The organism is Blautia sp. DFI.1.216 (assembly GCF_020594215.1).
Lineage (GTDB): Bacteria > Bacillota > Clostridia > Lachnospirales > Lachnospiraceae > Blautia_A > Blautia_A wexlerae.
The window spans coordinates 1-11244 of record NZ_JAJDML010000077.1 but is presented as its reverse complement, the minus strand read 5'-3'; the positions used below and the strand labels follow the sequence as shown (position 1 = coordinate 11244).

Here is an 11244-nt window from a genome sequence, read left to right as displayed (position 1 = left end):
GTGTATTGATGGAAAATGAAATTTGCCGAAAGGTGTGTGAAAAGAATAAATATAACAGTTGGATGAATCTGATTGGACAGTATTGTGTTTCAAGGACTTAAAGACGAAAAAAGTTGTTGGAGAGAAATAATTTCCAGCAACTCTGTCTTTAATGAATAGAGTTCATTTTTTTATTCAACTATTCCCATGATATATACAATATGTAAATTTGCAATTCAAATATCAGTTTATGCTAAGTACAATAATAATAATAATTACTATTATTGATAAGAGAATAATTATCATGTATAATACAGATATACAAGAAACAAAGTGTTAGAAAAATTGCTAGGAACTTGGTAACAAAAATAAATCGACATTGAAAAGGGAAAATGACTATGATAAAATATGAATGTGAACCATGTGGATATATTTATGATCCGGCAGTAGGAGATCCAGACGCTGGTATCGATCCAGAAACTGCATTTGAGGATATTCCAGATGACTGGACATGCCCAATCTGCGGATTAGGAAAAGATGTTTTCGTTCCTGTAGAAGACTAAGCAGAAAATGCAGGTACGAAACTGCCAGACATTAAAAGATCCTAAGAGAACATATAAAAGAAATGGAGGTCAAATTATGACTTACGATTTAAACATTACCTTTGATGACAATTTAGTAACAGGAAATGAAACAATTGATACCCAGCATAAAGAATTGATCGACCGTATCCAGAACTTTGTAACTGCCTGTCAAAATGGCGACAGCAAAGTAAAAGCAATCAAAATGCTGGATTATCTGGATGAATATACTGACTTTCATTTTAAAGAAGAGGAAAAGCTTCAGGAAAAATCCGGTTATCCAGAGCGTGAAAAACATTATGAAAAACATGAAGAGTTTAGAAAGACAATTCAGGAACTGTATGAATACCTTCAGGAGTATGAAGGACCGACAGATCGGTTCAGTGAACTTGTACAGAAAAATGTAATCGACTGGCTGTTTGGACACATTAAAACATATGACCGCTCTGTGGCAAAATTTATCTTTATGAAACAAAATCCAGACCGATGCTAAAATAAACCAGGGAACGAGTTCATTCAGAATGTAGACAACGTGATGAAGTAAACTAGGGGCTGTCACAATGCAGCCCCTTTCCTGTTATAGCGATATTCTAGGTAATATATTGCGCTGGCATGACATATTATTTTACTACTACTATATGGGAAGAGCAAGTAGCTCTTCTTTTTTTGTCCTTTTTATCCAATTTTAAGTTGTAAAGTCTCTTTTCATGCCAACAGAAATATGCTAAATTGATTTTATAGAACAAGATATAATTCCACTTATATATCGGAGGAAAATGAATGAGAGAGAAAACTATATATGAGAAGATTGCAGAAAAGTATAACACAACACCAGAAGAAGTACGCAGAGAAATGCAGATAGCCATAGATGCAGGATTTGATAATCCTGACCCGGCTGTGCAGGAAGAATGGAAGAAAATGACACTTAAAGGAGACAGGCCCATACCGGAAGAAGTAATCAATTACGCAGTAAAAAAATTAAAAGGAAATTAAAAATATGAAGAAAAAGATAATTGCAGTAATTTCAGGAACAGCAATCTTGATAATTGCTGCAGGAAGTATTTATGGGAAATTTGAATCCAGTCATAAAGAAGGCGAACCAGATGTAGTTGGAACTTTTTCTGTAAATCGGGATGAAAATATAACCGTGGTCGCAAATAGGGAAGATATTGAGGATAGAGAAGCGTTTGCAAGAAAACTTTTGCAGATGTACAAGGATGATTCTTTTCATTCGACAAAATTCTCCACAGACAGAGGATATGCGACGAGCATTGATATGCACATCTATTTATGGAAAGAGGATATTGAAGACGGGGAATCGGTAATGACAGCCGAATATAGACCTGTAGAATACGGAAAGGACTATGATATTGTCAATAATCCTGATAAATTTCAACTATATATAGATGGAAAAGAGATTAAATAGTAATCTCCTGAAAGCAAGCTTTTTGTCAATTATTTCAAAGAAAAATTAAAGGATAACAATACATAGTTTTGACAATGATATTTTGAAAAATTTTATAGGAATGCTCTATTATCAAATTGACATAGGAATATGGTAGCGTATAATTAGAATTGAATACACTGAAAAAATGGAGGAATTACATGAAAGCACATAAATATTGGTCAGTAGGAGCATTGATCACAATGATTGGAACTTTTTATACAGGATATAAAGGGTTAAAAGCAGCACACAAATACTTTGCATTTGGCTCTCTGATATGCATGATTATGGCAGTCTATTCTGGTCATAAAATGATTTCGGGTAATAAAAGAACAAGAAAACAGGTGAAAAATACAAAAGCGGAGGAATAGTAAATGTTAGAGTTAGGAATAAAAGCACCGGATTTTGAATTGCCGGATCAGAACGGAGAAGTGCATAAATTAAGCGATTATGCAGGAAAAAAGTGATCTTATATTTTTATCCAAAGGATAATACGCCAGGATGTACGAAGCAGGCATGTGGCTTTTCTGAGCGTTATCCACAGTTTACTGAGAAGGGAGCTGTTATTCTCGGAGTAAGCAAGGACTCTGTAGCGTCTCACAAGAGATTTGAAGAAAAATACGGACTGGCATTTACGCTATTAGCAGATCCGGAGCGTAAAGTTATTGAAGCATATGATGTCTGGAAAGAAAAGAAAAATTATGGCAAAGTCTCTATGGGAGTAGTAAGAACCACATATCTTATTGATGAACAGGGGATTATTATAAAGGCAAATGATAAAGTCAAGGCTGCAGATGATCCTGAAAATATGCTCAAGGAATTAGATTAATGAAGATAATATTATCCCCTGCTAAAAAGATGATTACAGATACTGACAGCATAGCGCCGGATGGATTGCCTGAATTTATTGAAAAGACGACAGAGATACAAAGTTGGTTGAAAAGTAAGTCAAAAGAAGAACTGAAGACTATTTGGAAATGTAATGACAAAATTACAGAACAGAACTTCAATAGATTGGAAAACATGGATCTTTATCATTTACTTACCCCAGCTGTCTTATCATATGAAGGAATTGCTTTTCAATATATGGCTCCATCTGTGTTTGAGGACAGTCAGTTCGAGTATGTACAAAATCATTTGAGAATAATATCTGCATTTTATGGTGTGTTAAAACCAAGGGATGGTGTGACGCCTTATCGTTTGGAAATGCAGGCGAAGGTTGGAATAGGAGAAACAAAAAATCTGTATGAGTACTGGGGAGATTTATTATACCGCTCAGTGATTGATAACAGCAGGATTATAATCAATCTGGCATCGAAAGAATACTCTAAGTGCATAGAAAAATATCTGACACGACAGGATAGATACATTACGATTACATTTTGTGAGTTATCAGGAGATAAACTGGTGACAAAAGGTACATATGCTAAGATGGCCCGTGGTGAAATGGTTAGGTTCATGGCTGAAAACAGAATTGAAAATCCTGAGGATATTAAGAAATTTGATAGACTAGGCTATTCATTCCGCTCTGATTTATCATCAGATGCAGAATATGTTTTTGAACGGAAAACAGAGATAACATCTTGTTAAAAAGATACTTGTTATGGGTATTTTTTTAATAAAGTAATTCGATTTTTCTTAAAAAATCATTACCATAACGATTATGATATTATATTTAAAGGTATTTGTCCAAAATATAGAGAAAGTAAATGAATAGCATAGTTATTGAAATGAATATTATTTAAGGTTAGAGATAAATTATGAAATGAAGACAAACAAGAAAAGTAAAAATTTAATAGGTATTATACAGAGTTTCCTTATATTGATATTGGTAGTTCTTATTATTTTTATGATGATTCAGATTAGTAGGCTGCAGGGAACAGCACGCGTAATAAATTATGCCGGTCTGGTACGTGGAGCTACGCAGCGCGAAATAAAATTAGAAATTACAGGAAACCAAAATGACGAATTAATTAAATATTTGGATGATATTCTTCTTGGATTGAGATATCAGGATGGACATTATGACCTGGTAAAACTCAATGACGAAGAGTATCAGGAAAAACTGCAAATCCAGAGTGATTACTGGGATAAATTAAAAACAGAAATTGAAGCAGTAAGAAACAAGGGATACGAAAATACAGACATTGTTAATATGAGTGAAATATATTTTACGATGGCAGATGAAACTGTCTCTGCCGCAGAAAGTTATTCAGAAAAAATCGCTGTAAAGATTCGTACCATAGAGCTTTTGTCGGCACTTGATATGTTGAGTCTGGTGATATTGGTTATTATGCAGACTCTAAAGGCAATGCAGATGGCAATGCAAAACAGACTGCTGGAACAAAAAGCATTCGTAGATGCCCATACTGGACTGCCAAATAAAAATGCCTGTAATGAGCTACTTAATAAAAAAGATATAATTACAGATTCTACAGCATGCATAATGTTTGATTTAAATAATCTAAAAACTGTAAATGATACAATGGGACATTCCGCAGGAGATCAGTTGATATTGAATTTCGCAAAGCTCTTGTGCAGTGTCATTCCAGAAAAGGATTTTGTTGGAAGATATGGCGGAGATGAGTTTATAGCAGTTATTTATCATACGAGCGAGGCGGAAATTAAGGAGATATTAAAATCATTGTCAAGAGAAAAAGAGAGATTAAATAGTTGTGAAAATCAATTACCAATCGACTATGCATGCGGATGGGCATTATCCTCCGATGATATGGCGTGTACAATGCAGATGTTATTGGATGATGCAGATGCTTATATGTATAAGAATAAACAGTTATGTAAGAAATATAATTAGCACTCAGCTCAGAGTAGATGAATCTTCTTAAATATAATCGATGTATGTGACGTTTGCGGATGGGAATATGATGAAGAGGAAGGTTATCCTGAAGGTGGTATTGCACCAGGAACAAAGTGGGAGGACGTTCCAAAAGATTTTGAATGCCCATTATGTAATGTTGGAAAAGATCAGTTTTCAGAAGTTGAATAAAATTCTGATTATTTAAATACGGATAGATAAACAAAAACCCTGGTGCGTGTGAGCAACAGGGTTTTTTATTGCGATAGTTTGTGATGATATCACAGAAAATGATTTACCTTTTGCTTATAATGTAACTACAAACAAAGTAAGGAGGTAGTCTAAATGAGATTAAAAGATAAAGTTGCAATCATTACGGGTGGAAGCCGTGGTATAGGATTTGCTACAGCTGATAAATTCTTGAAGGAAGGTGCTTCAGTTGTGTTGGCAGCAAGTTCACAGGAATCGGCAGATGTTGCTGTAGATAAGTTAAAAGAAAAATATCCCAATGCAATAGTTGCTGGAATTAGTCCAAATCTGGCAAGCATGGAGTCTGTCAGAAAGGCTTTTAAAGAGGCAACTGAAAAATATGGATGTGTCGACATACTGGTAAATAATGCAGGGATTTCAGAAAACACCTCATTTATGGATTATACAGAGGAGACTTTTGATAAAGTCATGGATCTAAATGTAAAAGGAGTATTTAATACTACTCGTGTAGCAGCAGAATGTATGGTGGCAAGAGGCAAGGGGGTCATTCTCTCAACTTCTTCCATGGTGAGTATTTCGGGACAGCCAAGTGGGTTTGCTTATCCGGCATCGAAGTTTGCAGTAAACGGATTGACTGTATCATTAGCAAGAGAACTAGGACCTAAAGGTATTCGTGTTAATGCTGTTGCACCTGGGATTACAGAAACTGATATGATGAAGGCCGTGCCAAAGGAAGTTATCGAACCTATGATTGAAAGAATTCCATTGCGTCGTCTTGGACAGCCAGAAGATATTGCCAATGCGTTTGTGTTTCTTGCTTCAGATGAGGCGAGTTACATTACAGGTGTTATATTAAGTGTAGATGGTATGGCAAGAAGTTAAGTTAATGAGGTATGGTGATGTAATCACGGAAAATAAATGAAATTAAGACTATAATAAATCTACAAAAAGATAAGGAGGACTGTAAAATGTCTGCTATTAATATCAATAAAAATAATTTTCAGAACGAAGTACTGAATTCAGATAAACCCGTTCTTTTAGATTTTTGGGCATCTTGGTGTGCGCCTTGCCGCATGGTAGTACCTATTGTAGAGGAGATTGCAAGTGAGCGTAGAGATATTAAAGTTGGAAAGATTAATGTAGATGAAGAGCCTGAACTGGCAAATAAGTTCAGTATTATGAGCATTCCGACTTTAGTGGTTATGAAGAATGGGAAGATTGTACAGCAGGTTTCAGGGGCGAGACCTAAGAATGCGATTTTAGAAATGCTTTAGGGAGGTGTGCTAATGGGATTTTTTGATCTCTTTAAACAGTCGAATATTAATCAAGGCATAGAAGAATATAAAAGGACTGGTGATGCAGTTCTGCTGGATGTACGTACACCGCAGGAATATCAGGAAGGACATATACCAGAAAGTAAAAATGTGCCGTTGCAGCAACTTGACAATATTGCTTCTGTAGCGAAGAATAAGGATATCCCACTGTTTGTATACTGTTATTCCGGTTCACGAAGCCGCCAGGCAACTGGGATACTGCAACGAATGGGATATTCTAAAGTAAATAATATCGGTGGCATTGCAGCTTACTCAGGAAAGGTGGAAAAATAAGATGAAGGTAATAATTGTAGGAGGTGTAGCCGGAGGAGCTACAGCCGCAGCAAGAATACGCAGACTGAATGAGCATGCTGAAATTACTGTGTTCGAAAGATCCGGATACATATCCTATGCAAATTGTGGACTTCCATATTATATTGGAGACGTGATCACAGACCCGGAAGAACTTACACTACAGACACCAGAGAGTTTTTTTAAACGCTTCCGTATTAACATGAAAATTCATCATGAAGTTATCTCCATACATCCGGAACGTAAAACGGTTTCAGTGAAAAATTTAGAGAATGGTGATATATTTGAAGAAAAATATGATAAGCTGATCCTCTCTCCAGGTGCAAAGCCAACACAGCCGAGACTTCCCGGAGTAGGTATTGATAAACTTTTTACACTTCGTACTGTAGAAGACACTTTTCGGATAAAGGAATATATAAATAAGAATCATCCAAAATCGGCTGTATTGGCAGGTGGCGGTTTTATTGGTCTGGAACTGGCAGAAAATTTGAGGGAGCTTGGCATGGATGTTACGATTGTCCAGCGGCCTAAGCAGCTGATGAACCCTTTTGACCCGGATATGGCATCCATGATCCATAATGAAATGAGAAAGCATGGGATAAAACTGGTACTGGGCTATACGGTAGAAGGATTTAAAGAAAAAGACAACGGAGTGGAGGTCCTGTTGAAAGATAATCCATCCCTTCAGGCTGATATGGTAGTTCTGGCAATCGGAGTCACACCAGACACAGTATTAGCAAAAGAAGCCGGTCTGGAACTTGGCATCAAGGAAAGTATTGTAGTGAATGACAGAATGGAAACCTCTGTACCGGATATTTATGCTGCAGGTGATGCAGTTCAGGTAAAACATTATGTTACGGGTAATGATGCGCTGATTTCTTTGGCAGGACCAGCCAATAAACATGGCAGAATCATCGCTGATAATATTTGTGGCGGTGATAGTCGTTACCTGGGCAGTCAGGGAAGCTCCGTTATAAAAGTGTTTGATATGACAGCAGCCACTACAGGTATCAATGAAACCAATGCCAAAAAGTCAGGATTAGAGGTAGATACAGTAATTCTTTCTCCTATGAGTCATGCCGGTTACTATCCTGGTGGAAAAGTGATGACCATGAAGGTGGTTTTTGAAAAAGAGACTTATCGTTTGCTTGGCGCTCAGATTATTGGATATGAAGGAGTTGATAAACGTATTGATGTGCTGGCAACAGTAATTCATGCAGGTCTGAAGGCAACCCAGCTGAAGGATTTGGATCTCGCATATGCACCGCCTTATTCCTCTGCCAAGGATCCTGTAAATATGGCAGGATTCATGATAGACAATATAGCAAAAGGTACCTTAAAACAATGGCATCTGGAAGATATGGATAAGATTTCTAGAGATAAAAGTGTTGTGTTGCTGGATGTGAGAACTGTAGGTGAATTTAACAGGGGGCATATGGATGGATTCAAAAACATTCCTGTAGATGAACTAAGGGAACGTATCAATGAAATCGAGAAGGGAAAGCCTGTTTACCTGATATGCCAGAGTGGGCTGCGAAGTTATATTGCCAGTCGTATTCTGGAAGGAAATGGGTATGAAACATACAACTTCTCCGGCGGATTTCGCTTCTATGATGCAGTTGTCAATGACCGTGCGCTGATTGAAAAGGCATATGCATGTGGTATGGATTATTAAAAATAATCATAATATTTTTATAATTTTCTCGTAATATAAAAAGATCCCCCATTTATTAGAATGACTTTCATAATTCTGATAAATGGAGGATTCTTCTTTATATGTTACAGAAAAACGATTTTATGACCTTTGGAGTGTTTCCAGTCTTTTTGGATCAAGGATTGTGATTTTGCCGCGGGAGAGTTTGACGAGACCCTCGCCTTGAAAGTATCGAAGCATTCGAGTGATAACTTCCCTGTGGGAACCAAGATGATTAGCAATCGTCTCATGAGTGATTTTCAGCTCGTTTGTTCCTTCGATAGAGGTCTCTTCTAAAAGAAATGAAGCAACACGCTTATCCAAACTCTTCCACATGATTTGTTCAATCAGCCACATGACATCAGAAAAACGGGTGGCTATTAACTCATTGGTATAGTTTGCGACGGGAGCAGATTCCTTCATAATGCCCTTATAGATTTCAGCAGGGATGATCCAAAGATCAGTATCTTTTTCTGCTTCAATGGTTACTTCAAATTGAATGGAGCGTATGATACATGAGGCGGATAAAAGACACATATCCATATCGAACAGACGGTAAAGTGTAATCTCTCGTCCCTCATCTGAAAGTATGTAGGTTCGAAGCTGCCCGGATTTAACCAGTAATAATCCAGTGCAATCCAGGTTTCCATTGTGAATGATTGTCCCTTTTTTTACATACTGTGTGATTAAATTGTCTGAAATTATTTTTTTCTGTGTTGTATTTAAGTCATTCCATAGTGGAAAACAATTTTCGAAGTTCATAACCGTTATCTCCTTTACGAACATAGTATACTTGCTTTTTTTAGATGCGTCAAATATATAACTGGCATATGCCATAAATAGAAATAAAAAGAAGTGTAATAAAGTAAATTATCTTTTCTGTGATATTATCACTGAAGTAAGACTTTCTATGAGGTATATTAAGTTCAAACAGGAGAAGGAGTTGAAAAATATGACATCAATAAATATAAATAAAGAAAAGTTTGGACAATTAATTCATAAAGAAAAACCGGTTTTGGTTGATTTCTGGGCACCTTGGTGTGGTTATTGCCGTAGAATTGGAGCGGCTTATGAAAAAATAAGTGAAGAATACAGCGATATTCTTATTGCTGGAAAAGTAAATATTGATGAAGAACCACAGATTGCAGAAGCTGAAAAGATTGAGATAATTCCTACGCTGGTTTTATATCGAGATGGAAAGGCAATAGATTCTATTGTTGCACCTGAATCAAAAATAATGATAGAGAATTTTATTAATGAAGCATTGGAAAAATAAAAGGAGGACTGCTGTATGAATGAAAATCATGTTTACGATATGATTATCGTGGGGGGAGGACCTGGAGGGTATACTTCAGCATTATACGCAGCCAGAGCAGGATTTGATACAATTGTTTTAGAAAAATTATCTGCAGGTGGTCAGATGTCATTGACCTGGCAGATTGATAACTATCCTGGTTTTGAAAATGGAATTGACGGATTTTCATTGGCAGAGAAAATGCAAAAACAGGCGGAAAAATTTGGCGCTAAAAGTGAATATGCTGAAGTTTTTAATATGGATTTAACAGGAAAGCTTAAGAGAGTAGAAACTAGTTCGGGAATTTATATTGGGAAAACAGTAGTGATTGCTACTGGAGCAAATCCAAGAGAACTTGGTCTTGCTAAAGAAAAAGAATTGATAGGTCATGGGGTTGCTTATTGTGCCTCCTGTGATGGTATGTTTTATAAAGATAAGATTGTGGTGGTTGTTGGTGGTGGAAATTCTGCTGTATCAGATGCTGTTCTTTTAAGTCGAATTGCTAAGAAAGTCATCATTGTTCATCGAAGAGATACATTACGTGCAACGAAAATCTACCATGACCAGCTGTTGAAAACTGAAAATATAGAGTTTCGATGGAACAATACAGTAAATGAACTGATTTATGGAGAACGATTGACTGGTGTGCGGTTGAAAGATACAGTTACAGGAGAAGAAAACATTATAGAATGTGACGGCCTGTTTGTGAGTATAGGAAGAAAACCGACAACAGATTTTTTAGATAATCAGATAGAACTGGATAATAAAGGATATATTGTGGCAGGTGAAAACACTGAAACGAGTATTCCGGGTGTTTATGCTGTAGGAGATGTCAGAACAAAGTTACTTCGTCAGATAGTAACAGCAGTTGCAGATGGTGCTATGGCAGTACATATGGCAGAAAAGTATATGGATCTGACTGTAGCAATGTCGAAACCCTATCTACCGTGTTAGATTCAGATGTTTCTGTAATTTCTGTTAATGCATCTAGGTCAATAGATGTTTTATCATCTGAATAATACCATGTAATCACCAGACGGTCATTATACACATATATCTTATCTACAAAATATTCAAGCACCTGATTTCGTGTATCTTCATCGTCAAAATCTGCTTTCGCATACATTTCAAAATATTTCTTTATACTGTTTTCATCTTCAACAAGTGCCTGTTTCAACTTTTCAGTTTCAATGGCTTCTTCAATGCCCGTCTTTTTTGTTCTCTACACAAACAAAAGAGTTCAACGAAATCTTGGGGTGCTTACACCACTGGAATTCCATGAACAAAAACTAAAAAACGTTGCATAAATAACCCGGTACATAAACTGTACCGGGGAAGAAAAAATTTTCGTTATTTAATTTGTCTACTTGACGGGTAGCACACCAAAACACTAGCTTTTTCTGGCTGCAGTTTTCTAAAAAAGTGCAACCAAAAATGCAACCCACATTTGGCAACTGCCCAATGGGCAGTGCCAAGAATGTTAATTTTGGGATTTTAAATTAAGATATACATGAAAAAAGAGAACAGCTGTCGCCATTCTCTTTTCTACAAACTGTTAAGGAAACAATCGGAGTTGGTGTAAACGAAAAAGCAGCCTTGAGTT

The 11244-nt window shown here is 36.5% G+C and carries 15 protein-coding genes and 1 pseudogene; 15 read left to right on the top strand and 1 reads right to left on the bottom strand.

Annotated features, from left to right (window positions below; genetic code table 11):
- Nucleotides 1-377 precede the first annotated feature (377 nt).
- The 13 genes and pseudogenes from rd to LJE11_RS17680 all read left to right on the top strand — a co-directional run bounded on the left by rd (nucleotide 378) and on the right by LJE11_RS17680 (nucleotide 8329).
- Nucleotides 378-542 carry a rubredoxin gene (gene rd, locus LJE11_RS17740; RefSeq protein WP_020993356.1) on the top strand — a complete coding sequence of 55 codons (165 nt, stop codon included), beginning with the start codon at nucleotides 378-380 and terminating at the stop codon, nucleotides 540-542.
- A gap of 76 nt (nucleotides 543-618) precedes the next feature.
- The gene (locus tag LJE11_RS17735) at nucleotides 619-1053 is read left to right on the top strand and encodes a bacteriohemerythrin (RefSeq protein ID WP_008708195.1); all 435 of its coding nucleotides are present in this window, start codon (nucleotides 619-621) and stop codon (nucleotides 1051-1053) included.
- A 287-nt stretch (nucleotides 1054-1340) separates the two neighbouring features.
- Nucleotides 1341-1553, top strand: coding sequence for a sporulation initiation factor Spo0A C-terminal domain-containing protein (locus LJE11_RS17730; protein WP_008708193.1), 213 nt, complete (start codon nucleotides 1341-1343; stop codon nucleotides 1551-1553).
- A 4-nt stretch (nucleotides 1554-1557) separates the two neighbouring features.
- Nucleotides 1558-1986: a hypothetical protein gene (locus LJE11_RS17725; protein ID WP_008708191.1), complete on the top strand. Its 429-nt coding sequence runs from the start codon at nucleotides 1558-1560 to the stop codon at nucleotides 1984-1986.
- Between the two features lie 179 nt (nucleotides 1987-2165).
- Entirely contained in the window at nucleotides 2166-2375 is a 210-nt protein-coding gene (locus tag LJE11_RS17720; protein ID WP_008708189.1) for a DUF6219 family protein, read from the top strand.
- A 3-nt stretch (nucleotides 2376-2378) separates the two neighbouring features.
- Nucleotides 2379-2833, top strand: a pseudogene (gene bcp / locus LJE11_RS17715) (thioredoxin-dependent thiol peroxidase).
- Nucleotides 2833-3594 (top strand): peroxide stress protein YaaA, encoded by a 762-nt coding sequence (gene yaaA / locus LJE11_RS17710; protein WP_008708186.1) that lies wholly within the window; start codon nucleotides 2833-2835, stop codon nucleotides 3592-3594. Before bcp ends, yaaA begins: the two are co-directional and overlap by 1 nt.
- A gap of 175 nt (nucleotides 3595-3769) precedes the next feature.
- Nucleotides 3770-4819: a GGDEF domain-containing protein gene (locus LJE11_RS17705; RefSeq protein WP_008708185.1), complete on the top strand. Its 1050-nt coding sequence runs from the start codon at nucleotides 3770-3772 to the stop codon at nucleotides 4817-4819.
- A gap of 33 nt (nucleotides 4820-4852) precedes the next feature.
- Nucleotides 4853-5011 (top strand): rubredoxin, encoded by a 159-nt coding sequence (locus tag LJE11_RS17700; protein ID WP_081019007.1) that lies wholly within the window; start codon nucleotides 4853-4855, stop codon nucleotides 5009-5011.
- A 153-nt stretch (nucleotides 5012-5164) separates the two neighbouring features.
- A complete protein-coding gene (locus LJE11_RS17695; RefSeq protein WP_005421611.1) occupies nucleotides 5165-5911 on the top strand; it encodes an SDR family NAD(P)-dependent oxidoreductase in 747 nt (248 codons plus the stop codon).
- Between the two features lie 86 nt (nucleotides 5912-5997).
- Nucleotides 5998-6303, top strand: a complete 306-nt coding sequence (gene trxA / locus LJE11_RS17690) for a thioredoxin (RefSeq protein ID WP_005421612.1) — start codon at nucleotides 5998-6000, stop codon at nucleotides 6301-6303.
- 12 nt (nucleotides 6304-6315) lie between these two features.
- On the top strand, nucleotides 6316-6636 hold the full coding sequence (locus LJE11_RS17685; protein WP_008708183.1) for a rhodanese-like domain-containing protein: 321 nt from the start codon (nucleotides 6316-6318) through the stop codon (nucleotides 6634-6636).
- A gap of 1 nt (nucleotide 6637) precedes the next feature.
- Nucleotides 6638-8329, top strand: a complete 1692-nt coding sequence (locus tag LJE11_RS17680) for an FAD-dependent oxidoreductase (protein WP_008708181.1) — start codon at nucleotides 6638-6640, stop codon at nucleotides 8327-8329.
- Between the two features lie 120 nt (nucleotides 8330-8449).
- On the opposite strand, the gene LJE11_RS17675 is transcribed toward LJE11_RS17680, so the two are convergent.
- Nucleotides 8450-9133: a Crp/Fnr family transcriptional regulator gene (locus tag LJE11_RS17675; RefSeq protein WP_044951848.1), complete on the bottom strand. Its 684-nt coding sequence runs from the start codon at nucleotides 9131-9133 to the stop codon at nucleotides 8450-8452.
- A 166-nt stretch (nucleotides 9134-9299) separates the two neighbouring features.
- Between LJE11_RS17675 and LJE11_RS17670 the strand changes: the two genes are divergently transcribed.
- Nucleotides 9300-9623, top strand: coding sequence for a thioredoxin family protein (locus LJE11_RS17670; protein ID WP_005330449.1), 324 nt, complete (start codon nucleotides 9300-9302; stop codon nucleotides 9621-9623).
- A 15-nt stretch (nucleotides 9624-9638) separates the two neighbouring features.
- Nucleotides 9639-10595: a thioredoxin-disulfide reductase gene (gene trxB, locus LJE11_RS17665; protein WP_008708179.1), complete on the top strand. Its 957-nt coding sequence runs from the start codon at nucleotides 9639-9641 to the stop codon at nucleotides 10593-10595.
- Nucleotides 10596-11244: the final 649 nt, after the last annotated feature.

Bases quoted from the DNA above. Each gene is read 5' to 3' on its own strand.
- LJE11_RS17680 (WP_008708181.1), top strand. From the start codon at position 6,638: ATGAAGGTAATAATTGTAGGAGGTGTAGCCGGAGGAGCTACAGCCGCA.
- yaaA (WP_008708186.1), top strand. From the start codon at position 2,833: ATGAAGATAATATTATCCCCTGCTAAAAAGATGATTACAGATACTGAC.
- trxB (WP_008708179.1), top strand. From the start codon at position 9,639: ATGAATGAAAATCATGTTTACGATATGATTATCGTGGGGGGAGGACCT.
- LJE11_RS17675 (WP_044951848.1), bottom strand. From the start codon at position 9,133: ATGTTCGTAAAGGAGATAACGGTTATGAACTTCGAAAATTGTTTTCCA.
- trxA (WP_005421612.1), top strand. From the start codon at position 5,998: ATGTCTGCTATTAATATCAATAAAAATAATTTTCAGAACGAAGTACTG.
- LJE11_RS17695 (WP_005421611.1), top strand. From the start codon at position 5,165: ATGAGATTAAAAGATAAAGTTGCAATCATTACGGGTGGAAGCCGTGGT.
- LJE11_RS17730 (WP_008708193.1), top strand. From the start codon at position 1,341: ATGAGAGAGAAAACTATATATGAGAAGATTGCAGAAAAGTATAACACA.
- LJE11_RS17685 (WP_008708183.1), top strand. From the start codon at position 6,316: ATGGGATTTTTTGATCTCTTTAAACAGTCGAATATTAATCAAGGCATA.
- rd (WP_020993356.1), top strand. From the start codon at position 378: ATGATAAAATATGAATGTGAACCATGTGGATATATTTATGATCCGGCA.
- LJE11_RS17725 (WP_008708191.1), top strand. From the start codon at position 1,558: ATGAAGAAAAAGATAATTGCAGTAATTTCAGGAACAGCAATCTTGATA.
- LJE11_RS17705 (WP_008708185.1), top strand. From the start codon at position 3,770: ATGAAGACAAACAAGAAAAGTAAAAATTTAATAGGTATTATACAGAGT.
- LJE11_RS17735 (WP_008708195.1), top strand. From the start codon at position 619: ATGACTTACGATTTAAACATTACCTTTGATGACAATTTAGTAACAGGA.
- LJE11_RS17670 (WP_005330449.1), top strand. From the start codon at position 9,300: ATGACATCAATAAATATAAATAAAGAAAAGTTTGGACAATTAATTCAT.
- LJE11_RS17720 (WP_008708189.1), top strand. From the start codon at position 2,166: ATGAAAGCACATAAATATTGGTCAGTAGGAGCATTGATCACAATGATT.